The organism is Stenotrophomonas sp. Sm2128 (assembly GCF_030985535.1).
Taxonomy (GTDB): domain Bacteria; phylum Pseudomonadota; class Gammaproteobacteria; order Xanthomonadales; family Xanthomonadaceae; genus Stenotrophomonas; species Stenotrophomonas maltophilia.
In genome coordinates, this window is the sequence record NZ_JAPTFQ010000038.1 from 15,253 (window position 1) to 37,115 (window position 21,863).

The following is a 21,863-nucleotide window of genomic DNA, read 5'->3' on the forward strand; positions in this document are numbered from 1 at the left end:
GATGGGGTGCGGTTTCCTGCCGGCCGTCTGGCCCGGCAACGCTGACCATGGAGAGGCGCATGCATCACCCCCCCGAGCCATGTTGGACCCTGCCGTTGCGGCCCCTGCGCGCATTCGCGGCGTGCCTGCTCGTCTCTCTTTCCGCTGCGGCCTGCAGCGCCGCCGATCCGGCCCCCTCGTCCTCCCAGCCTGGCGCCCCCGTGCAGGCTGCCGATGCGCCCCGACAGGATGTTGCCCCGATGCAGAACACCTCTCCCGACACCGCCGTCACCCCGCCCGACGCGCCGACCGTGATGTATTTCACCTACCAGGTGGACGGTGATGGCGCGACCTCCTACGAGGTCCAGAACGGCAGCGTGGCGACCTTCTGGTTCGGCCACACCTTCACCCTCGATGGCACCACGTATTACACGGGTTTCTCCTGGGATACCCGCGAGCACTACGGCAAGCCGGGCGAGCAGACGCCGGCCGGCCCGGATGATCGCGCCAACCTCGCCGAGGCCACTTTCGTGCTGGCCGGCGCCGACGCGAAGAAGCCATGGAAGTTCCGTGGTCAGGAATGGACCATCGGCGCGCTGGGCGCGTACGACAAGGCCGACGATGTCGATACCCGGCGCAAGCCGCTTGAACATCGCACCGCCGACGGTCGCCTGCTGCTGGCGGTGCCGACCAGCAGCTTCGACCGCGGCATCAGCAGCACCGGCTATGCACTGCTGCTGTTCAACCCCAAGCGCAGCGAAGACGACGTGGACAGCAAGGTCTGGCGCTATGTCGGCTCGGTGCGTACGGGCGAGGACAACAGCGCCGCCTGCGACGAAGGCAACGTGATGCCCTGCACCGACAGCGATGGCGAACTGGCCTTCGCTGCCGACGGCAACGGCCTGCCGCGACTGACCGTGACCTTCAAGGGCACCACCATCGAAGGCCCCGGCAAGACCCGTGCACTGGGCGCCGGCGACGCCGTGCACTACACCTTCGACAGCGCGACCCAGCAGTACATCGCGCCCTGATAGCACCCGCCCACGCGCGGGTTTCCTGTTGACCGACATGTTCTTGACTCACGGATGAGTCCGGTTGGCGATTCGCGGCATGCGCCGCTCCATCAACCCCGAGGAAAACGTCATGGCACAGCATGACTACAGCAGAAAGGAAGTCCTGGACATCGTCGAGCAGGTCGCCCGGCAGAAAGGCCTTCCGGTCGATGACTTCATGCGCTTCGCGCACATCGAGACCGGCGGCACCTTCAACGAGCGCGCCCACAACACCTCGTCCGGCGCCAAGGGCCTGTTCCAGTTCGTGCCCGGCTCCGCGCGCCAGTACCACCTGACCGGCCACGAGTTCGACCCGACCCGCAACACCGAAGCGGCCGCAAAGATGTACCAGGACAACCTGGACTCGATGGCACGCCGCAACGAGCGCACCGGCCACCCGTACCTGTCCGGAGGCAGTACGCCGACCGGCCTGGACCTGTACCTGGCCCACCAGCAGGGCAGCGCCGGCTATGGCTCGGTGCAGACCGCGATTGCCACCGGCACCTTCGGCGTGGTCCGCAACGGCCACGGCGAAGAGATCAACATGCGCCGCAACGTGCTGAACCAGATCGGTTCCGACGCGAAGGCGCTGACCGGCCACACCCTGGCCGAGATGCGCGGCATGAACGATGGCGAACTGGCGCGGGCGTTCTCCAGCTACTACATCCACAAGTACGCGGCGATCAGCATTCCGGAAAAGAACATCGCCCCGCAGACAGTGGCGCCGGGCCAAAGCCAGGCCCCGGCAGCGCCTGCACAGGCCAGCGCAGCCGTGGCGGCGGGTGCAGCCACGCTGGCGGCAACCACAGCGGCGGCTACCGCGCCGAAGCCGGGCATCGAACTGCACGCCGCCTACGAGGCCGGCGTGAAGTACGACCACGTGAAGTACGCCATCAACATTCCGGGTCACGCGCTGTACGTACCGGGCAAGACCGGCAAGAACGTGGAGCAGGGTTACATCGACTGTTCCGGCTGGGTCGGCACGCTGCAGAACCGCACCATGGACGAGATCAACCAGAAGGCCGGGCATGCGGTCTTCAGCAAGGCCGATCGTATCGACCTGGGCAACCTGGGTTCCGGCGGCATCGTGCGCAAGGCATTCGACCAGTCCGGCGTGCTGCTTGACCGCGACGCGATCCTCAAGCCCGGTGCGCTGAAGGAAGGCATGATCATCGGCCTGGATACGGCCAGGACCCGCCATGAGCACTGGAACGGCATCGACCACATCGTGATGGTGGTGCGCGACCCCACCACCGACAAGCTGCTGATCAGCCAGTCCACCGGCAGCAAGGGCGTGCACACCATGCCGGTGGAGGACTACCTCAAGCAGGTGAAGGAGCACCCGAACTGGAAGCTGTACGCCTCCGATCCGCTGTCCAAGGCGCGCGACCTGCTGGAAAACCGCACCCCGTCGCACGAGCAGGCCCAGGGCAAGCCTGCCGCCGAGCACAAGGCCGCTGCCACCCCGCACGCCGAACTGTACAAGCAGGGCGCGCACAGCGAAGGCGTGCGCAAGGTGCAGGAGCAGCTGGGCCACCTCGGCTATGTCGGTGCCGACGGCAAACCGCTGGTCGAGGATGGCCGCTTCGGCCGCAACACCGACGCGGCGGTGCGCCAGTTGCAGAAGGACAACGGCCTGGTGGTCGACGGCATTGTCGGGGCGAAGACGCTGGAGGCCATCAAGGAAGCCCGCGAGCGCCCGCTGCTGAACGACGAACGGCACCCGCGCAATCCGCTCTTCATCCAGGCCAGCAAGGGTCTGGAACTGTTGCCGGCCGGCACCTTCAAGGATCGCCACGCGCTGGAAAGCGCCGCCGCGGCCCTGACCAAGGAGGCGCATGCCGCCGGCCTGCAGCGCATCGACTCGGTGGTGCCCAGCCCGAACGGTGAACGCCTGTTTGCCGTGCAGGGCACGATCGGTGACCCGGCGGCCAGCCGCGTGGCGGTGGAGACCCGAGCCGCCAGCGAGCAGAGCATCGCGCTCAGCAGCGGTGCCGTGCAGGGCGCGCCTAACGTGCTGCACCAGCAGCAGGACGCCCAGCAGGAGCAGGCCCGGCAGGCACAGAAGGCGATGGGCGTCTGAGCCCGCAACGCCTTGGCAGAGAAGGGAGGGCCACGTCCGCGTGGCCTTTTCCCTTTCTGCCAGCTGAGCGGCCGAGGCCGCTTTCAGCCTTGCTTCATGCCGCCTGCCGCTAGATGAATGCGCAAGCCGCACGGTGGACCAGGCAATGTTCCGGCAATGTTGGAACGTCAGCGTGGTCTCCACGGCAGCCGGGGCGCCCGCGCCCTCCCTGCCCAGCGTGGCATGCACCTCACAGGAGAACGAACATGCTCAGTACTTCCACACTCAGCTTCCGTGGTCTGGCGATGGCCTTGGCACTGGTGGCCGGTGTCGCCGTGGTCAGCGATGCCAGCGCGATGTCGAGGAAGGACAAGCGCACCCTGGTCGGCGCCGTGGTCGGTGGCGTGGCCGGCAACCTGCTCTCCAACGGCGATCCCGCTGCCACCGTCGGCGGCGCCGTGGCCGGCGGCGCGATCGGCAACCTGACCACCTCCGACCGCCGCGACCGCCGTTACTACGACAATCGCCGTTACGACGACCGCTACGATCGCCGTTACGACCGTGGCTACTACCGCAGCGGCTACTACGACCGCGGTGATGACCGTCGCTGGCAACGCGAGCGCTACTACGACAACCGCTACTACCACGACCGCGGTCGCCATCGCGGCTGGTAAGCAGCGCGGCATCTTCCATGCCGATGCACGGACGGGCGGGTCGATGACCCGCCCGTTTGCGTTGGCCGCGTGCATGGCGTTGAATGCGCAGCCTTGGATGTGACTTTCCCCACTGGGGCTGCGGCATGACTTCTTCCTCCCACCGCGTGCAGGGCCTCAACAACGACGAGGTCGCTGCCGACTGGCCACCGATCAGCGCGGCGGACATCGCGTGGCTGCGCCAGCGCTACCCGCAGCTGCACATCGGCAGCGAACCGCGCTGGCACAGCCCGCGGCCGCTGTCGGCTGCCGCCATCGTCAACGGCGCGAACGGCGCGGTGTTCGTCAAGCGCCATCACCACAGCGTGCGCAGTGCGGCCTGCCTGGAAGAAGAGCACCACTTCATCGCCCATCTCGCCGCAGCGGGCGTACCGGTGGTGCAGGTGCTGCCAGCGGCCGATGGCCACACTGCGGCCGAACATGGCGAATGGACGTTCGAGCTGCATGCGATCGGCGTCGGCGAGGACCTGTACCGCGACGCCGTGTCGTGGTCGCTGCTGACCGATGTCGCGCAGGCCCGCGAAGCCGGGCGCACACTCGCGCAGCTGCACCGGGCCGCCGCCAGCTACCACGCGCCCCAACGCAGCACCCATGTGCTGGTCGCGCGCGACGATCTGATCCGTGCCGACGATCCGATCGCGGCCATCAAGGCAGGGCTGCACGAGCGTCCCGGGCTGGCCCGCTATCTCGCGCGCATTCCATGGGAAGCGCAGCTGCAGCGCGACGTGCTGCCGTGGCATGCCGGCCTGGCCGAGCGCCTGCGCGATGAGCCACGATTGTGGGCGCACAACGACTGGCACGTTTCCAACCTGCTGTGGCGCGATGGGCAGATCAGTACCGTGCTGGATTTCGGCCTGGCCTCGCCCACCAGTGCGCTGTTCGACCTCGCCACGGCGATCGAGCGCAACGCGGTGGCGTGGCTGGAACTGGAGCGCGGCATGGAGGCGGTGCGCATCGATATCGCGCTGGCCCTGCTCGACGGCTACCGCCAGGTGCTGCCGCTGTCGGCGGCACGCGTGCACCTGCTGGCCGACCTGCTGCCGATGGTTCATTTCGACTTCGCACTGTCCGAAGTGGAGTACTTCGAAGGCGTCACCGGCTCGACCGCCAATGCCGACGTCGCGTGGCAGCCCTTCATGCTGGGGCATCCGGCGTGGTTCCACAGCGCGCCGGGACAGGCACTGCTGCAGGCGCTGCACGCGGCGGCGTGACCCGGTTGGCGCACCATTGGGATCAGGTCCCTTTCCTGCGGAAAGGGATCTGACCCCGCAGCCTGAAGGACGCCGGCTCGCAAATCCGTACCATTTGTAGTGAAATGGTCACCTGAAGCGGGGGTGCCTGGATCTGCCAGGCTGAGAGAGTCCCTTGGAACCTGATCCGGTTTGCACCGGCGTAGGGAGCTTTGAGCCGCAGCCACACCCCCATCATGGGCCGGTGCACCTGCGCGCCGTCGCTTCGTCTCCCTTGTTGTCCGAAGACGAACCGAATGAACCGCTGCCTGCGCCCCACCCTGCTCTCCCTCGCCCTCTGCGCTGCGCTGCCACTGCACGCCAGCGAGGCCGATGCGTCCCCTGATGCGGCTGCCACCGGCGCCGAGCGCTCGCCCACCGAACTGGCGGCGGTACGCGTGCAGGCCGGCAAACCGAAGGCCGATACCTCACGCGTGAACGCGTTCGGTGGCGGCAGCTGGAAGGACACGCCGGCCTCGGTGAACGTGCTTGAGCGCGATTACCTGGACCGTCGCCAGGTGCGTTCGCTGTCCGAGCTGGCCAGCAACGATGCCTCGCTGGGTGATGCGTATGCGCCGGTGGGTTACTACCAGAACATCGCCATCCGTGGCTTCGCCCTGGACGCCGCCACCGGCTACCGCTTCAACGGCCTGTCCATCGCCGGCGAACAGCGCCTGGCGCTGGAGAACGTGCAGTCGGTGGAGATCCTCAAGGGTGAAGCCGGCCTGGCCGCAGGCGTGATGGCGCCGGGCGGCATCATCAACTACATCGGCAAGCGCCCGGCCGAAGTGCGCACCGCCACGCTCGGTACCGATTCGGAAGGCTCGCGCTACGTCGCCGTCGATGTCGGCCACTGGATCACCCCGCGTTTCGGCCTGCGCCTGAATGCCGCATGGGATTCCAGCAACTCCTATGTCGAGCACGCCGACGGTCGCCGCAACTTCTACTCGCTGGCCGCCGACTGGCTGATTGGCGAGCGCGGCAAGCTGGAAGTGGATGCCAATTACCAGACCAGCTCGCAGCGTTCGGTGTCCGGCTACCAACTGCTGGGCGCACGCGACCTGCCGCGTGGCGTCGACCGCGAACACCTGCTGGGTTACCAGCCGTGGCAGCGCCCGGTGGATATCGCCAGCACCAACATCACCGCGCTGCATACCTACGACTTCAACGAGGCCTGGCAGTCGCGCATCTCGGTCGGCCACAGCCGTTCGGTGATCGATGACAACGTCGCCTTCGCCTACGGCTGCTACTACGCCGTGCTGTGCGCCGATGGCAGCGTGCCGGGCAACTACTTCGCGCCCAACGGCGACTATGACGTCTACGACTACCGCAGCCCGGACGACACCCGTCGCAACCAGCAGGCCCGTGCCGAGCTGCGTGGCCGCTTCGAGACCGGCAGCGTCGGCCATGAGCTGACCGTCGGTGCCGACTACTTCCGCCGCACCGTGGACAAGCGCCCGAGCGTCAACGAGTACGTCGGCACCAGCAACATCCACGAAGCACCGGTGCCGGTATTCGCGCCGTCGCCGAAGATGCCGGGACCGTCCGCACGTCGCCTGGACAGCCGCCAGACCGCGTTCTTCGCGCTGGACCGGATGAGCTTCGGCGATGACTGGCAGTGGCTGGCCGGTGGCCGCTTCGTGCGCCTCGATGAGCGCGCCTACGACAAGCGTGGCACCCCGCAGCGGCACAGCCGCTTGTCGCGCTTCCTGCCGCAGACCGCGGTGGTGTGGAAGGCCACCGACCAGCTCAATGCCTATGCCAGCTACGTGCGCGGCATTTCGCTGGGCCAGGAAGCGCCGTTCTGGACCAGCAACGCCGACACCTTCCTGCCGTCCGTGCAGTCGCGGCAGCTGGAAGTGGGCGTGAAGTACGTGCCGGTCGAAGCGCTGACCCTGGGCGCGGCCGTGTTCCGCATTTCGCAGCCGTACCAGTACGCCAAGCCGGACAGCAGCGACGTCGGCTACACCTTCGTCGAGGAAGGCACGCAGACCCACACCGGCCTGGAGCTGACCGCCAACGGCCAGCTGACCGATGCGCTGCAGATCGTGGCCAGCGCCAGCGTGCTGCAGGCGCGCGCGCGCGACACCGGCACGCCGGCCTATGAAGGCCATCAGCTGGTGAACGTGCCGAAGGTGCGCGCCAGCGTGCACCTGGCCTATGCGCTGCCGTTCGTGCAGGGCCTGGACGTGACCGGCGGCTGGCGCTATGCCGGTGCCAACGTGGCCCGCGCCGACGGTGGCGTGCGCGCACCCGACTATTCAGTGTTCGACGCTGGCCTGCGTTTCCAGCATCGCCTGCGCGAGCGCGCAGTGACCTGGAACCTGTCGGTGGACAACGTGTTCAACCGCTTCTACTGGCGCGATACCGGCAGCAGCGGCGGTGACTACTACCTGTTCCCCGGCGCACCGCGACAGGCCCGCCTGTCGGTGACGTTCGCGCTGTGAGCGGCGTGATGCTCGAGTGGACCGCCGCACTGTGCAGCATCCTCGGCGTCTGGCTGATGGCCCGGCGCCGGCTGGCGGCGTGGCCGGTGGGCCTGCTGTCGGTGGCGCTGTATGGCCTGGTGTTCGCCGAGGCCAAGCTGTACTCGGACACCCTGCTGCAGATCGCCTTCGGTGGTTTCCTGGTCTATGGCTGGCTCAACTGGCGACAGCATGCCGCCGATGAGGGCAGCATCCGCATCGTGCCGCTGGCACGCGGCACGCTGCTGCGCGACCTGGCCATCGGCCTGTGCGGTGGCGTGGCGCTGGGTGCAGCCATGCACAGCTTCACCGACGCTGCCCTGCCGTGGTTGGATGCGCTGCTGACCGGTCTGAGCCTGGTCGGGCAATGGTGGCAGGCCCGCCGCCACGTGGCCTGCTGGTGGGTGTGGATCGCAGTGGACGTGGTCTATGTGGGTGCGTACCTGTTCAAGTCGCTGCACGTGACCGCCGCGCTGTACGTGTTCTTCCTCGGCTTGGCCGTGTTCGGCCTGCGCGCATGGAGCGCCGCCGCTCGCGAGCCACAGGTGGCAACCCGGTAGAGCCACGCCATGCGTGGCTGGGCCACCGGTAGTCGCCAACCTTGGTTGGCGTGCGTGCCGACCAAGGTCGGCATCTACCCAGAACATCCACGCATGGCGTGGATCTACTGGGTAAGCACCAAACCCAGCCGCAGCGGCTGGCGCATGTCGGCCGGTGGCGCGGCCTGCAGGGGTGCACTCTGCAGGGTCGCGCGCAGGGCGGCGTCGACCTGGGTATCACCCAGGCTGTCGAATTCCAGCTTCGAAATGCGGCCATCCGCCGCGATCCACAGGCTCACCGGCAACGGCGTCGGCGCGTCCGGATGTGCCTGCAGCCATTCCAGCACGCGCTGCGCCTGCGGGTCCTGCTCCTGCTGCAGGCGCTGCTGCAGCTGCCCCCCCACGGCGGCGGCATAGGCCATCCAGTGTGCAGGAGCTTCCTGCGCGGACACCCCGGCACTCCCCAGTGCCAATGCGCCGAACAACGCGGCCAGTGGCCGCCACCAGCGGCGTGCACCAGTTGTGTTCCTTGCCATCGCCATCGCCCGCCCCTGCGCTCTCATCCAACGGCTGATGGTCGGCGCGGTAGATGACAGGCAGATGGCGGCACAGTAGAGCCACGCCATGCGTGGCGTGGATCTACTGGAACAGAGCGGCCAGTAGCATGCGCAAGGACGAGAGCCGCGATCAGTCGCCCAGGTCGGCCAGCACCTTGCGCGAGGGCGCGAAGAAGGTCACGCCGGTGGTGGCGGTGGAGAAATCAAGGATGCGGTCATGCAGCGGTGCGGGATTACCGATGAACATGCGCTCGAGCATCTTCTCGATCACCCACAGGCGGCGCGTGTAGCCGATGAAGTAGGTGCCGTACTCGCCGCGACCCGGGTTGGCGAACGGCATGTTGTCGCGCAGGATCTCGTGCTCGCCGTCGGCATCCTCGATGGTGCACAGCGTCTTGTGCGACTTCTGCGCATCGGCCGGCGCATCGTCCAGCTCGATGTTGTCGTGCTTGGTGCGGCCGATGATCGCTTCCTGCGCTTCGGTCTTCTGCGCGCGCCAGGCATCGAGGTTGTGCAGGTACTTCTGCACCACCACGTAACTGCCGCCGGCATGCTCCGGGTCTTCCTCGCCCACGATGGTGGCTTCCGGCAGTGACAGCCCTTCCGGGTTGGCGGTGCCGTCAACGAAATCGAGCAGGTCGCGGCCATCGAAATAGCGGAAGCCGGCCACGTCATCGACCGTCTCCACCGCATCGCCAAAGGCCATCAGCAGGTTGCGCTCGAACGCCACGATCAGATCCATCGTGCGTGCACGGATGTGGTACAGCAGGTCGCCCGGCGTGGACACAGCGGTATGGGTCGCGCCCTTGATCTCGCGGAACGGCTGCAACTCGCGCGGCGGCGTGGTGCCCACCAGCGGCTTCCACACGCGGTGGCCGATGGCCACGTTGCAGGTGAAGGTGCGTTCGATCTCGCGGATGGCGGTGTTCTTGATCAGGTCGTCGGTGCTGGCCAGCACCTCGCGTGCCTTGGCGATCGACGCCTCGTCATCCTTCACCTTCAGCACCAGAAACGCCGCCGAATGGGTCAGTGGCGCGGTGATCTGCTGCGGCTCGTTGTCGAGCGTGTGGTTGACGGCGGTGATCGGTGCGGGCTGGGAGTTCACGGCGGTTCCTGCTGGCTTGAGGCGGACGCATCGCGTGTGGCGATGTGCGGGCGATCATAGCGGAACCGCCTGACCGGGGACGGAGCGGTTCTCGTTCCGTCCACCGGCGAAGCTACGAAGGCCTCAATCCACATCACTCCAGACCGCCAGTTCGTAGCCATCCAGATCGCGGAAGTGGAAGCGGCGACCACCCGGGAAGGCGAACACCGCCTGCACCACCTCGCCACCGGCGGCGATCACGCGTTGCTGTGCATCGGCCAGGTCCGCGCAGTAGAGGATCACCAGCGGCCCCCCGTGGGCACGCACCGGCGCGTCGGCCACGAAGCCACCTTTCAGACGGCCGTCGTCGAACTCGGTGTAGGCCGTGCCGTAGTCCGTGAAATGCCAGCCGAACACCTCGCCGTAGAAGCGCTTGCTACGGGCGATGTCGGCGACGTTGAGTTCGATGTTGTCGATGCGGCGTTCGGCATCGTGGGGCGCGGCAGGATTCATGGCGTGGCTCCGTGGTGGGAGCCCAGCATCGATCAATGCAGCACAGTGGTCTTGAACAAAACGGCCATCATTGTCCCCACTCCAGGCGCAGCTCGCTGGCGGTCATGCCCGCCAATTCACGCGCCTCGCGGCTGAGATGGGCCTGGTCGGCATAGCCGGCATCAGCGGCCAGCATCGCCAACGAATGCAGTGGCAGCGCGCGACTCTGGCGCAGGAAACGTTGCAGCCGCAGGATCCGCTCCAGCGTCTTGGCGCCGTAGCCGAACTGCGACTGGCTGAAACGCCGCAAGCTGCGCGGGCTCAGGCCCAAGTGCGCCGCCAGCGTATCCAGCGTGGCATTACCCGCGGCGAGCGCCTGGAACAGGACATGGGCGCGCTGCGCCGGCGTATCGAGCGCGGCCGCACCCATGTGCTGTTGCAGGCAGTGCGCCATTCGCTGCAGGCGCTGTGCAGGCGCGGTGTCGCCGATGGAGGCCGCCGCCTTGTTCACCCACGCGCCCTTCAGGTCGGCCAGTGGCACGGCCTGGCCGATGATCGCGGCCAAGGGCAGGCCCAGCGCGGCCAATGCCTGGCCGGGACGGAAGCGTGCGCCCAGCACCTGCGCACCGGGTGCCAGCGCCGGGTGCGCGGCCACGCGGTCCGGGCCGACGACGAACAGCGCACCGTCGCGCCAGAGGATATCCACGCAGCCATCGGGCAATACGGTGATGTGCCCATCGGCATCGGCAGGAAGCTGGCTCTGCCACAGCTGGCCAAAGTGGCCGCGCAGCGGCGCAGGCGCCAGATGCTCCTGGTAGGTCGTGCCGGTGCCTGCAAGAGAGGAAGGGTCGCCCATGCCGCATTGTGGCGCCACGGGGCCCATAAAAGTGAAGCCCGGCGCGAGGCCGGGCTTCGGTTGGCGTGTGGGAGAGAGAGAGAGTCACACGCCAGCACAACACGCACTAACGACAGGCGTTTGTTACCAGGTGAAGCGCGGGCCCACGAACCACTCGCGGTCGCCGGCCTTGGCCAGCTTCACTTCGCCACTCAGGCCCCAGTTCTGGTTGAACTTGGCGGTGGCGCCGACACGGCCATAGAACTCGCCGTCCGGGTTGATGCCGTGCTTCTTGGTGTAGTCCTCGTAGCCGGCCATCACGTAGCCTTCCACGTACGGGTTGAACGCGGTGCGCACGCCAACTTCGGTCGAGTAGCCGTTGAAGTCCAGGCCATGCTTCATGTCGAACTTCTGGTACGCAACGCGAGCCACCAGGTCGGTGTTCGGTGCGATGCCGTAGTTGTAGCCGGCGCCGATGCGCCACTGGTCGACGTCATTCTTGAACTTGTCGGTCTCCTGCGCGCTGTAGTCGCCGAAGATGTGGAAGTTCGGGTGCACCGCCACGGAACCCTTCACCTTCCAGCCGTCGGCGTCGCCGCCCTTGGCATCGGTGTTCACGTAGCCGCCTTCAACGTAGTTGTACGACAGGCCATCGGTTGCCGATGCAGCGAACGGCAGAGCAGCCAAAAGACCCAGGGCGAGCAGCGAATTCTTGTTCATCGGGACACACCTTTAATTATTTTGGTTTCGTCGGCCGCCTCCCGGGAGGGGGAGAGAGAAGAGGCGGTCGACAGGTGTGAATTATCCGTTAGGGGGTCTAATCAACCCTGAATATTGAACTGACTGGTGTATAAATAAGGCTGGCGTTCAGGGAACTCCGCATGGGACCGCTGTCGGCTTCTTGCGCGCACCACGCTCGATGCTTGATGCGGGCTCTGATCCTGATCGCCTCGCCGGTTGTGCTACTGCAGGCACAGGCCGCTGAGCGCATCGTTTCTGCCAGGCACATCGTCGTACAGACAGACGATGTCACGCGCTTCTTCAAGGTGCTGGACGCCAACCAAGGGCGCCCAAGCGCCGATGATCTGCAACACGGCTATCTGGATGCGGGTACGGATGCCCTGCGCAGCTTCACCGACCGCCGTATCGGCTCGATGGAGCGGCTGGCCAGGGCCATCCAGGACAAGCCGGCATTGTTTGCGAAAGCGAGAACCTGCGCGACCGCATTGCCATCGATCCGCACGCGCGTCGCCGCTGCCGTCGATCGACTTGGCGCCCTGTTGCCGTCTGCGCGCTTTCCCCCGGTCACCGTACTGGTGGGCCGCGGCAACAGTGGTGGCGTGACTACCGAAGCAGGTGTGGTCGTCGGACTGGAAGCACTGTGCAACGCCGACTGGATGCAGGCCGATGTAGGTGACCGCTTCGTGCATCTGATCGCGCATGAGTATGTGCACGTGCAACAGCCCGGTGCACGCGTGGACGTCGAGCAGCCCACCCTGCTCTATCAGACGCTGCTGGAAGGGGGCGCCGAATACGTGGCCGAACGGATCTCCGGGCAACCGGCCAACGCGCATCTGCAGCGTTGGACGCAGGGTCGCGAGTGTGCGCTGGAGCGCGCGTTCCTGCAGGACAGCATGGGTACCGATCTTTCGAGGTGGCTGTACAACGGTCCCGGCGACGATGCGCGCCGCGGAGATCTCGGCTACTGGATCGGCTATCGCATCGCCCATGCCTATGTTGCGCGCGCGGCCGACACGCGCAGCGGCGTCGCCGAACTGCTGGATGTCCAGCCTGGGAACGCTGCAGCGCTGCTGGAAGCAAGTGGATGGCAACCTGCGTGCGGAGCAGGCGGAAGCACGCAGATGCGCATGCCGTGATGCCGGCTTCATGCAGGTGAATGGGTAACGTTTAACAGGCACAAGGCGCTCCGCCGATGCAGATCAGTTCGCTTGATCCCGCTTGTTAAGGTTTGTTGATCTACAGGCCTTCACAGCCCATCCACGTACTCAAATTCCAGCTGAAAGCACGGGCTAGCGCCGGGAACAAACGCCGCTATATTCCAGCTTCCCCAGACGAAGGAGGGAGTTGGAAATGAAACTGACCAAGCAGCACATCAACGCAGCACGCGCCATCACCGTCGCCATCGTGGCCACCGTAAGCCTCGGCGCTTGCGCCACCTACAAGGACGAGTTCGCAACCATCAACTCGCGCCTCGATCAGCTCGACGTAAAGGTGCAGGGCGCTGCCCAGAGTGCCGAGTCCGCCAACCAGTCGGCGCAGCAGGCCAACCAGCGTCTGGACCAGATCGAAGGCCGCGTACAGCAGCTTGAAAGGGCACCGGCCGGTCGCAAGCCGCGCGGCTGATAGCTCCCTCATCCTTTGAATTGATCCACCTCTGTATCGGGAACCAGTGGCCTTCGCCGGCCACTGGCATCCTTCCACCCAGGATTGCATTGCAAGGAGCCGTCCCATTCGTACCTCCTCCTCCCCTGCACGCCGCGTCCTCCATGCCGCACTGGCGATGGCACTGGCCGTTGCGTGCAGCGGCGCAGCCAGCGCCAAGGGCAAGGACAAGGAAGCGCCTGAACAGCGAATTGCCGCCGTTGATGAACTTCCACCCGACCAGAGCGTGTCCGAAACAGTGATCGAGCTGGCCGGCTGGGTGGTTGCCAGCAAGGACAACCAGGGCTACCCGTTCGCAATCATGGACAAGGCCGCCGCGCAGGTCCTGATCTTCGGCGGCGACGGTAAGCTGCGCGGCGCGGCGCCGGCGCTGTTCGGTTCGGCCATCGGTGATCACTCGGCCCCTGGTGTTGCCAAGCTCGCACTGAGCGCGATTCCCGGCCATGACCGCACCACCCCTGCCGGCCGTTTCATTGGTGGCTACGGCCCCTCCGACGATGCCGGGCGCGTGCTGTGGGTGGACTACGATTCCGCCGTCTCGATGCACCCGCTGCCGCCAGGCACCCCGAAAGAGAAACGCGCCCAACGGCTGGCAACGCCGACGCCGGACGACAACCGCGTCACCCACGGCTGCATCAACGTCTCGCCCGCGTTCTACGAGCAGATCGTGCAGTCCACGTTCGAGAAGGGCGGTGTGTTCTACATCCTGCCGGACAAGGATTCGATCGCGAAGACGTTCCCGGAGTTCGCGCAGAGCCGTGGCGATGCGAAGGACGAAGACGAGAAAGGCGCGCGGCGCGCAAGCAAGTAGAAGTGGGTAGTGGAAAGCGTTTGCGTACTGGAAGTCAGGAAGCCGCAGCGCCCGCCGCCCGCGCCAATGCAGCGGCATGCTCATCGCCCTTCCTCTCGCTGTAACGGTCCACCAGATAGTCCGTCCTGCCACGCGTCAGCAGCGTGAACTTCACCAGCTCTTCCATCACATCCACCAGCCGATCGTAGTACGGCGAGGGTTTCATCCGGCCGTCGTCATCGAATTCCTGCCAGGCCTTGGCCACCGACGACTGGTTGGGGATGGTCAGCATGCGCATCCAACGGCCGAGCACGCGCAACGTGTTGACCGTATTGAACGACTGCGAGCCGCCACTCACCTGCAGCAGCGCCAGCGTCCTGCCCTGCGTGGGCCGCACGCTGCCATCTTCCAGCGGCAACCAGTCGATCTGGTTCTTGAACACGCCGGTGACCGTGCCATGCCGCTCGGGGCTGACCCAGACCTGGCCTTCCGACCACTGCGACCATTCGCGCAGTCGCTGCACTTCAGGGTGGTGCGGGTGCACGCTGTCCAGCATGGGCAGCGCATGCGGATCGAACACGCGGGTCTCGCACCCCAGGTGACGCAACAATCGCTCGGCTTCCAGCGCCAGCTTGCGACTGAACGACTGCGGCCGAAGCGAGCCGTAGAGCAGGAGGATGCGTGGCGGTCCAGGATCTGCCGCGGCGAGCTGGTGGTGATCGGGCTGGGGCAGCGAGGCGTCTACCAGATTCGGTAGATGAGGGCTTGTGATGGGCTTATTCATTCGATTATTCTAGAAATATGGAAACGTTGAATGCAATTGCCGCCCTGACTGCCCTGGGCCATGCCACCCGCCTGGCTGCCTTCCGCCTGCTGGTGGAGGCTGGCCCGGCAGGTCGCATGGCGGGCGACATCGCCACGGCCCTGCAGGTCCCCCCAGCCACGCTCAGCTTCCACCTGAAGGAGCTGGTGCAGGCCGGCCTGGTGGAGAGCGAAAGCCAAGGTCGCCATGTCTGCTACCGCGCCAACTTCAATGCGATGAACGGCTTGATCGAGTACCTGACGCACAACTGCTGCGCGGGCTCGCCAACCGAGCAATGCATGCCCACGGCGCCCGCCTGCAAGGGCTGACCCCACACAGATCCTCTCCACTCAAGGCAATTGCTCCATGACCCGCAATGTCCTGTTCCTCTGTACCGGCAACAGCGCCCGCAGCGTGCTTGCCGAAGCCACCCTGCGTGCATGGGGCGGTGATCGCTTCAGCGCATTCAGTGCGGGCAGCCAGCCCACTGGCCAGATCAACTCCTTCGCGCTGGCCCAGTTGCAGGCCGAAGGAATGCCCATTGAAGGGCTGCGCAGCAAGTCGTGGGATGAGTTCGTGGATGCAGCACCGATGGATCTGGTGATCACCGTGTGTGATGCAGCCGCAGCGGAAGCCTGCCCTGTGGTGTTCGGTGACTTCGTCCGCAGCCACTGGGGCCTGCCCGATCCGGCCGCCGTGGCAGGCAGCGATGCCGACAAGACCGCAGCCTTCGCGCTGGCTCATGCCATCGTGAAGGCGCGACTGCGTGCATTGCTCGCCTTGCCTGACTCATTGTGGTCCGACCGCGAAGCGCTGCAGCACGCGCTGGATCAGATTGGACAGTTGCAGCCGACCGACAGCATGCCGTGACTTCCCGCATGAATCTGTTCGAACGCCACCTGACGCTTTGGGTCGGGCTTTGCATTGCGGTCGGCACGCTGCTGGGCCACTTCCTACCCGGTGCTTTCGCGGTGCTGGCGTCCGCCGAAGTCGCCAAGGTCAACCTGCCGGTTGCCGCGCTGATCTGGCTGATGATCATCCCGATGTTGCTGAAGGTCGACTTCCGCGCAATGCGCCAGTTGCAGCAGCACTGGAAGGGCATCGGCGTAACGCTGTTCATCAACTGGGCGGTGAAGCCATTCTCGATGGCGCTGCTGGGCTGGCTGTTCCTGCGCCATGCCTTCGTCGACTGGTTGCCGGCGGGGCAGATCGACAGCTACGTCGCCGGGTTGATCCTGCTGGCAGCCGCGCCCTGCACTGCCATGGTGTTCGTCTGGAGCAACCTGTGCCGCGGCGATGCCAACTTCACCCTGAGCCAGGTGGCGTTGAACGACGCGATCATGGTGGTCGCATACGCACCGGTGGTGGCGCTGTTGCTGGGCCTGTCAGCGATCACTGTGCCGTGGGACACGCTGCTGTTGTCGGTGGGTCTCTACATTGTGGTGCCCGTGCTGGTGGCCGCCCTGCTGCGGCACTGGATCCTTTCGCGCAGCGGCGAGGCGGGCCTGCAGCGTGCGCTTCGAAGGCTGGGACCGCTGTCCCTGTCAGCGCTGCTGCTGACGCTGGTGGTGCTGTTCGGGTTCCAGGGCCAGCAGATCGTGAAGCAACCGCTGGTGATTGCACTGATTGCAGTGCCGATCCTGATCCAGGTCTACTTCACTTCAGGCCTGGCCTACCTGCTCAACCGCCGCTTGGGCGTGGCGCATTGCGTGGCCGGCCCTTCAGCGCTGATTGGCGCCAGCAACTTCTTCGAACTGGCTGTGGCCACAGCGGTGGGACTGTTCGGCGTGCACTCGGGGGCTGCGCTGGCGACGGTGGTGGGTGTACTGATCGAGGTGCCGGTCATGTTGTCTGTGGTGCGGATCGTGAACCGTACTCAAGCCTGGTACGAGAGACGCGAAGAGCACTGACACACCGGAGTGCGCCGAAGTCGATTTGCGTTCTTCGCCCCGCACTGTCGTCATCGGCCTGGTGGGGTACCCGTACGCCACGTCATCAACTTCGACCCATGTCGCATATTCCTCATGCCGCTACGGACGTTGCGGCGCCTGCGTCTGCGACGGCTTAACAGCATGCAAAAATGCCAAAAGCGTCTTTGATCCAGCGTTGAATGCAACTCTTCTGATTGGCGTTGCGCAGCGACGGCGGTACAGATGGTGGGCCGCCGGAAAATGGGTGGCCGGGCCTCGAAAACCCGTTAGATCACGAACGTTGTTTGCGCTTGCCAGCCGGCGTCACCCCGCGTGGCGCCGGCTGGCATTCCGTCTGCCGGCTATGGCGGGCGGAGCGTGGAGGCCTTGCGCCTGCCGGTCTTGTTCGTGATCTCCCGGTTTTCGAGCCACGTCTCCGCCCGCCACCTCTATGTGGCGGTTACCGTCTGTCCTGCACGGAGCCCTTGCCATGAGCACACCCGAATCCTCCCGCCTGCGCGCGCAGTACGTGCCCGCCAACGCGGACGCGCCCTCGGAAGCACTGCACCCGCACGATCCGCACGGTTTCATCGCCACGCTCGACCGCATCGGCAAGGGCGCCGCCGCCGATGGCCAGCCCTGGCCGGAACGTCATCAGATGCCCGGCCGCCGCATGGCCTTGGCCGACGCGGATTGCGCATTGACCGGCCTGCGAGTGGCGCTGGAAATGCTGCTGGCTGCCGAGCGCGTGCGCCAGAACGGACCCGACGAGGAGTACGTGGGCGACCGTGTGATGGAGGGCCTGATGATGGTCAGTCTGTCGCTGTCAGCACAGGTCAGCGCACGCATGCGGCCGGAAGGGTGATACGGGGAACAACGCTCACTGCAACGCCGGGCACGGCCCGGCGCTGCGGCGCGCGCCACATCACTCGCAGAGTGCGCTGTCTTCCTTCAACGCGGCATCCTGCAGTGGCTGGCGCTGTTCGATCTGCGCACGTTGTTCCGCCGTCGGCTCGCCCAGCCACCATACACGGCAGCGCGCGGTAAGACGGCCAACCATCTTCGACTGATCGGGCGAATACAACATCGCCAACGCCGTGCCGGGGCAGTCGTGGGCCTGGCAGGCGGTGTAGAACCACCACGGCTCACCCTGCAGCACTACCAGTTCGCCAGGACCGCTGGGCCCGCTCAACAGGCGTTCGCGCAGCGATGGAATCTCCTTGTCAGCGGATTCGGCTGCGGCCGTGTTCTTCATCAGGGCGTTGAACGCCGCCAGCACCTTCGGATCCTTGCGGCCGCAGTCGTCCACGGTATTGCCGCCCACCAGGGTGAAGAAATGCGTCGCCAGCGGATTGTCCGCGCAGGTGAGTTCCCCGCCGGCGATCGGGTCTTCCGGTTCGCCTTCGTTATCCCACACCGAGGGGTCCACACCGTTTTCGGCGGACGGTTCCTTCTCGACCACCGTCGCCGCGGCGGCCGGTGCTTCGGTGGTCGGTGCCGGCGCCACAGCAGGTGCAGTCTCGCCAGTCTTCTCCGGTGCCTGTCCGCAGGCTGCCAGCAGCGCGGCCATCATCGCCATCCCTGTGATTCGCATCTTCATTCCGTGTCCTTGTCTGATCTGCGCTGCATCCACCAAATCGGCGGCCGCGTGATTCTAACCAGCGGCGCGCTAGGATGCGTCTGAAGCCTTCCCATCATCTCCAGGGCCTGGACGCATGCGCCGCACACGACTCGCCATGATCTTCTGCAGTGCCCTGCTGATGGCATCGCCGGCAATTGCCCACGATGCAGAAGGCGCGAAGCCCGCACAGCCGCTTCCCGATATCGCGCTGCCCGCATCGCTGGACCGTGTACTGCGCGACTACGAGCAGGCGTGGCGCACGGGTGATGCCAAGGCACTGGCTGCGCTGTTCGCCGAGGATGGTTTTGTGCTGCAGAGCAACCAGCCGCCGGTGCGCGGCCGCAGCGCAATCGAGGCCGCATATGGCGGCCAGGGCAGCAGTCCGTTGCGGCTGCGTGCGTTGGCGTATGCGGTGGAGGGGAATACGGGCTACATCATTGGTGCGTACAGCTACGGCAACAACGTGGGCGATACCGGCAAGTTCACGCTCACGTTGAAGCGCGTGAGTGACGGGCCGTGGTTGATCTTTTCGGACATGGATAACACCAGCGCGCCGCCACGGGCGCGGTGATCGGCGTTGCAGTAGATCCACGCCATGCGTGGATATGCAGCGCGCATGATGCCAAGCAAGCTTGGCACCCACCAAAGCCTGTCTCCCGTCCGGCACCCGCGTGTACTCCCTGATGAAAAAACCCCGGCACTGGGTCGGGGTTTTTCGATTCACTTGAACAGCGTGTCCGGATACTCCGGTTTCTGTTCCCGCGCCAGCAATGCGCGCAGGCCTTCTTCCGGCGTCTGCTCGCCATGCAGCACGGCACGCACGCGGTCGGAGATCGGCAGGTCGATGCCATGGCGGCGCGCCTGTCGCATCACTTCGTCGGCGGTCTGCACCGATTCGACCACCTGGCCGATTTCGCGCACGGCATCCTGCAGCGTCTGGCCACGGCCCAGGGCCAGGCCCAGCCGGCGGTTGCGCGACAGGTCGCCGGTGCAGGTCAGCACCAGATCGCCCAGGCCCGCCAGGCCCATCAGCGTTTCCGGCTTGGCACCGATGGCAGCGGCCAGGCGCAGCATCTCGTTGAGGCCACGGGTGATCAGGCCGGCACGGGCGTTGAGGCCCAACTGCATGCCATCGGCCACGCCGGTGGCCACGGCCAGCACGTTCTTCATCGCGCCGCCCAGCTCGGCACCGACCATGTCGTCGCCGGTATAGGCGCGGAACGCCGGGCCATGCATCGCCTCGGCCACCGTCTGCGCGAACTCGGGCACGTCGCCGTGCACGGTGATCGCGGTCGGCAGGCCCTGGGTGACTTCCTTGGCGAACGACGGCCCGGTGACGACGGCCAGCGGCACGTCCTCACCCAGCACTTCGCGCGCCACTTCATGCAGGAAGCGGCCCGAACCGGGTTCGAAGCCCTTGGTGGCCCAGGCCACGCCGGCACCGGCAGGACGCAGCGGCGCCAGCGCACGCACGGTTTCGCCGAAGGCATGCGAGGGGGTCACCACCAGGATCCAGGCCGCGCCCTCCACCGCCGACGCCAGGTCGGTGGTGGCACGCAGGCTGTCCGGCAGCGGGATGCCCGGCAGGTAACGCGGGTTCTCGTGGCGCTGGTCGATGGCTTCGACCACGGCAGCATCGCGCCCCCACAGCACGGTCGGATGACCGTGCCGTGCGAGCAGGCTGGCCAGCGCGGTTCCCCAGGAACCGGCGCCAAGCACGGCGATCTTGTCAGCGGTAGTGCTCATCCGTGACGTCGCGGCAGGAATCAGGCGTTGCCAGCCGGCTCGGAGTCAGCCAGCGACGGTGCGTCGCCCTGCTCCTGGCGCTGGCGCAGGGTTTCTGCGTACAGGCCTTCGAAGTTGATCGGCTGCAGGAAGAAGGGCGGGAAGCCGCCGGCCTGGATCAGGTCGCTGATCAGCTGGCGCACGTACGGGAACAGGATGTTCGGGCACTGGGTGCCGAGCAGCACGTCGATCGACTGCGGGTCCAGGCCGACCAGGCCGAACACGCCGGCCTGCTTCACTTCGGCCACGTAGGCGGTGCGCTCACCGGCCTGGCAGGTCAGGGTCACGGCCAGGACGACTTCGAAGGCGTTCTCACCCAGGCGCTGCACCTGCTGGTTCAGGTTCAGCTGCAGCTCCGGCTGCACCTGGTCATTGAAGATGGTCGGAGCGTTCGGCGACTCGAAGGAGACGTCCTTGACGTAGATCTTCTCGACGGTGAAAGCGGGGCCGGTGGCGGCATCGACCGGCGCAGCAGCGCCGTTGGTGATCTCTTCGGACATTTCCAGTAACTCCAATGAATGCAATGAAAACGATGGTCGAATTACTGCGATGGGGGCGGGATCAGGCCCATACAAGGCCGGATCCGCCACCTGCGGCAATCAGTTGCGGCCCTTGACCAGCGGCAGTTCGGCCTGCTGCCAGGCGGGAATGCCGCCGTCGAGCACGTAGACCTTCTCGAAGCCGGCCTTCTTCAGCGCCTTGGCGGCGGTTTCCGAGGCGTTGCCGCTGCGGCACACCAGCACCACCGGCGACTGCTTGGCGTTGGCCACCAGCTTGTGGTCCGGGCCGAAGGCACTGGCCTGGGCGTTGCGGCTGCCGGCAATGTGGCCCTTCTCGAAGTCACCGCTGGCCGACAGGTCGACCACCACCGTGCCGCCCGCGTTCATCAGCTGGGTCAGTTCGGCGGGCTTGATGCCCTTGAAGCCCCGGAACAGGCGGCGGATCTCGGTGACGATGATGGCCACGGTCAGGCCGACCAGGGCCGCGGACAGCATCGGGTTTCGGCCTGCAAAGGCCAGCAACTCTTCGTAATTCACTCAGGTCACGGGTCGATTAAGCGGGCGCCGATTGTCGCACAAGCCGGACGCGGCCCGTCACTGCCCCTTCCACAGGTCCGGCAGGCCGGCGGTCTGCCACCAGCGCTTGGCCTCCGGATCCCAGCGCCAGCGCTCGACCACCATCACGGTGCGTTCGGCCTGGGTGTTCTGGTTGATCACCCCGATTTCGACCCGGCGCTCGACCAGGCCGCCTTCCAGCGCCGCGCTGCTGCGCTCGCGGTAGGACGACACGCGCAGCTGCGCGTAGCGGTTGAGCTCGAACTCGGTGGGCGGCTTTTCCTTGCGCAGCTTGGGGTCCAGATAGCCGATGGCATCGTCCATGCTGCCCCAGCGGATGGTGGCGCCGTAGGCGATCTGGGTCTCTTCCAGCAGCTTGCGCTGCTTGCGGCTCAGGTCGTCGGCCGAAGCCACGGCGCTGACCAGCAGCAGGGAACACATCAGGAACTGGATGAGGCGGCGCATCGGTGGTTTCCCCAGAACGTCAGCC

The 21,863-nt window shown here is 66.2% G+C and carries 25 protein-coding genes and 1 riboswitch; of the genes, 14 read left to right on the forward strand and 11 right to left on the reverse strand.

The features are described from left to right. The first annotated feature begins 239 nt into the window (after positions 1 to 239). The 6 genes from O0K41_RS12425 (at position 240) to pnuC (ending at position 8,060) form a co-directional block, all read left to right on the forward strand. Positions 240 to 1,010 (forward strand): hypothetical protein, encoded by a 771-nt coding sequence (locus tag O0K41_RS12425; RefSeq protein WP_049449306.1) that lies wholly within the window; start codon positions 240 to 242, stop codon positions 1,008 to 1,010. 112 nt (positions 1,011 to 1,122) lie between these two features. Next, a complete protein-coding gene (locus O0K41_RS12430) occupies positions 1,123 to 3,114 on the forward strand; it encodes a peptidoglycan-binding protein (protein ID WP_164221903.1) in 1,992 nt (663 codons plus the stop codon). Positions 3,115 to 3,359: 245 nt separating this feature from the next. Further along, positions 3,360 to 3,767, forward strand: coding sequence for a glycine zipper 2TM domain-containing protein (locus tag O0K41_RS12435; RefSeq protein WP_014645533.1), 408 nt, complete (start codon positions 3,360 to 3,362; stop codon positions 3,765 to 3,767). A 125-nt stretch (positions 3,768 to 3,892) separates the two neighbouring features. After that, positions 3,893 to 5,017, forward strand: a complete 1,125-nt coding sequence (locus tag O0K41_RS12440) for a phosphotransferase (protein WP_111150937.1) — start codon at positions 3,893 to 3,895, stop codon at positions 5,015 to 5,017. Between the two features lie 109 nt (positions 5,018 to 5,126). Next, a riboswitch (TPP riboswitch) is annotated at positions 5,127 to 5,222 on the forward strand. A 70-nt stretch (positions 5,223 to 5,292) separates the two neighbouring features. After that, positions 5,293 to 7,482, forward strand: coding sequence for a TonB-dependent siderophore receptor (locus O0K41_RS12445; RefSeq protein ID WP_164221881.1), 2,190 nt, complete (start codon positions 5,293 to 5,295; stop codon positions 7,480 to 7,482). A gap of 8 nt (positions 7,483 to 7,490) precedes the next feature. Further along, positions 7,491 to 8,060: a nicotinamide riboside transporter PnuC gene (gene pnuC, locus O0K41_RS12450; RefSeq protein ID WP_005407614.1), complete on the forward strand. Its 570-nt coding sequence runs from the start codon at positions 7,491 to 7,493 to the stop codon at positions 8,058 to 8,060. A gap of 104 nt (positions 8,061 to 8,164) precedes the next feature. Here pnuC and O0K41_RS12455 read toward each other — a convergent pair whose 3' ends face one another. The 5 genes from O0K41_RS12455 to O0K41_RS12475 form a co-directional block, all read right to left on the reverse strand. Further along, entirely contained in the window at positions 8,165 to 8,581 is a 417-nt protein-coding gene (locus tag O0K41_RS12455; protein ID WP_123959357.1) for a hypothetical protein, read from the reverse strand. Between the two features lie 145 nt (positions 8,582 to 8,726). Then, on the reverse strand, positions 8,727 to 9,701 hold the full coding sequence (locus O0K41_RS12460) for a Dyp-type peroxidase (RefSeq protein WP_024957753.1): 975 nt from the start codon (positions 9,699 to 9,701) through the stop codon (positions 8,727 to 8,729). A gap of 123 nt (positions 9,702 to 9,824) precedes the next feature. After that, on the reverse strand, positions 9,825 to 10,193 hold the full coding sequence (locus O0K41_RS12465; protein WP_049449296.1) for a VOC family protein: 369 nt from the start codon (positions 10,191 to 10,193) through the stop codon (positions 9,825 to 9,827). Positions 10,194 to 10,260: 67 nt separating this feature from the next. Continuing rightward, complete coding sequence (locus tag O0K41_RS12470; RefSeq protein ID WP_088435798.1) at positions 10,261 to 11,028, reverse strand: helix-turn-helix domain-containing protein; 768 nt, start codon at positions 11,026 to 11,028, stop codon at positions 10,261 to 10,263. Between the two features lie 123 nt (positions 11,029 to 11,151). Beyond that, positions 11,152 to 11,727 carry an Ax21 family protein gene (locus O0K41_RS12475; protein ID WP_005411880.1) on the reverse strand — a complete coding sequence of 192 codons (576 nt, stop codon included), beginning with the start codon at positions 11,725 to 11,727 and terminating at the stop codon, positions 11,152 to 11,154. Positions 11,728 to 11,933: 206 nt separating this feature from the next. On the opposite strand from O0K41_RS12475, the gene O0K41_RS12480 reads away from it, so the two are divergent. From O0K41_RS12480 to O0K41_RS12490, 3 genes are all read left to right on the forward strand, one after another. Further along, the gene (locus O0K41_RS12480) at positions 11,934 to 12,884 is read left to right on the forward strand and encodes a DUF2268 domain-containing putative Zn-dependent protease (protein ID WP_164221883.1); all 951 of its coding nucleotides are present in this window, start codon (positions 11,934 to 11,936) and stop codon (positions 12,882 to 12,884) included. Positions 12,885 to 13,098: 214 nt separating this feature from the next. Beyond that, positions 13,099 to 13,371 (forward strand): hypothetical protein, encoded by a 273-nt coding sequence (locus O0K41_RS12485; protein ID WP_005407606.1) that lies wholly within the window; start codon positions 13,099 to 13,101, stop codon positions 13,369 to 13,371. Positions 13,372 to 13,528: 157 nt separating this feature from the next. Continuing rightward, the gene (locus O0K41_RS12490) at positions 13,529 to 14,221 is read left to right on the forward strand and encodes a L,D-transpeptidase (RefSeq protein ID WP_049402849.1); all 693 of its coding nucleotides are present in this window, start codon (positions 13,529 to 13,531) and stop codon (positions 14,219 to 14,221) included. Between the two features lie 34 nt (positions 14,222 to 14,255). Here O0K41_RS12490 and arsH read toward each other — a convergent pair whose 3' ends face one another. Further along, positions 14,256 to 14,984 carry an arsenical resistance protein ArsH gene (gene arsH, locus O0K41_RS12495; protein ID WP_049449288.1) on the reverse strand — a complete coding sequence of 243 codons (729 nt, stop codon included), beginning with the start codon at positions 14,982 to 14,984 and terminating at the stop codon, positions 14,256 to 14,258. Positions 14,985 to 15,001: 17 nt separating this feature from the next. On the opposite strand from arsH, the gene O0K41_RS12500 reads away from it, so the two are divergent. The 4 genes from O0K41_RS12500 (at position 15,002) to O0K41_RS12515 (ending at position 17,777) form a co-directional block, all read left to right on the forward strand. After that, positions 15,002 to 15,331, forward strand: coding sequence for a winged helix-turn-helix domain-containing protein (locus O0K41_RS12500; protein WP_005411875.1), 330 nt, complete (start codon positions 15,002 to 15,004; stop codon positions 15,329 to 15,331). Positions 15,332 to 15,368: 37 nt separating this feature from the next. Then, positions 15,369 to 15,872 carry an arsenate reductase ArsC gene (locus tag O0K41_RS12505; RefSeq protein ID WP_049449286.1) on the forward strand — a complete coding sequence of 168 codons (504 nt, stop codon included), beginning with the start codon at positions 15,369 to 15,371 and terminating at the stop codon, positions 15,870 to 15,872. An 8-nt stretch (positions 15,873 to 15,880) separates the two neighbouring features. After that, complete coding sequence (arsB, locus tag O0K41_RS12510; RefSeq protein ID WP_049449284.1) at positions 15,881 to 16,912, forward strand: ACR3 family arsenite efflux transporter; 1,032 nt, start codon at positions 15,881 to 15,883, stop codon at positions 16,910 to 16,912. A 490-nt stretch (positions 16,913 to 17,402) separates the two neighbouring features. Then, positions 17,403 to 17,777, forward strand: coding sequence for a hypothetical protein (locus O0K41_RS12515; protein WP_088435800.1), 375 nt, complete (start codon positions 17,403 to 17,405; stop codon positions 17,775 to 17,777). A 60-nt stretch (positions 17,778 to 17,837) separates the two neighbouring features. Here the strand turns inward: O0K41_RS12515 and O0K41_RS12520 are convergent, their stop codons facing one another. Further along, entirely contained in the window at positions 17,838 to 18,512 is a 675-nt protein-coding gene (locus tag O0K41_RS12520) for an Ivy family c-type lysozyme inhibitor (protein ID WP_088435801.1), read from the reverse strand. A 136-nt stretch (positions 18,513 to 18,648) separates the two neighbouring features. Between O0K41_RS12520 and O0K41_RS12525 the strand changes: the two genes are divergently transcribed. Beyond that, entirely contained in the window at positions 18,649 to 19,104 is a 456-nt protein-coding gene (locus O0K41_RS12525) for a nuclear transport factor 2 family protein (RefSeq protein WP_049449279.1), read from the forward strand. Positions 19,105 to 19,253: 149 nt separating this feature from the next. Here O0K41_RS12525 and O0K41_RS12530 read toward each other — a convergent pair whose 3' ends face one another. The 4 genes from O0K41_RS12530 to O0K41_RS12545 all read right to left on the reverse strand — a co-directional run bounded on the left by O0K41_RS12530 (position 19,254) and on the right by O0K41_RS12545 (position 21,838). Continuing rightward, positions 19,254 to 20,279 (reverse strand): NAD(P)H-dependent glycerol-3-phosphate dehydrogenase, encoded by a 1,026-nt coding sequence (locus tag O0K41_RS12530; protein WP_005407597.1) that lies wholly within the window; start codon positions 20,277 to 20,279, stop codon positions 19,254 to 19,256. 20 nt (positions 20,280 to 20,299) lie between these two features. Beyond that, the gene (secB, locus tag O0K41_RS12535; RefSeq protein WP_005407596.1) at positions 20,300 to 20,818 is read right to left on the reverse strand and encodes a protein-export chaperone SecB; all 519 of its coding nucleotides are present in this window, start codon (positions 20,816 to 20,818) and stop codon (positions 20,300 to 20,302) included. Positions 20,819 to 20,917: 99 nt separating this feature from the next. Continuing rightward, positions 20,918 to 21,355, reverse strand: a complete 438-nt coding sequence (locus tag O0K41_RS12540; protein ID WP_005411869.1) for a rhodanese-like domain-containing protein — start codon at positions 21,353 to 21,355, stop codon at positions 20,918 to 20,920. Positions 21,356 to 21,412: 57 nt separating this feature from the next. Beyond that, on the reverse strand, positions 21,413 to 21,838 hold the full coding sequence (locus O0K41_RS12545) for a hypothetical protein (protein ID WP_005407594.1): 426 nt from the start codon (positions 21,836 to 21,838) through the stop codon (positions 21,413 to 21,415). Positions 21,839 to 21,863: the final 25 nt, after the last annotated feature.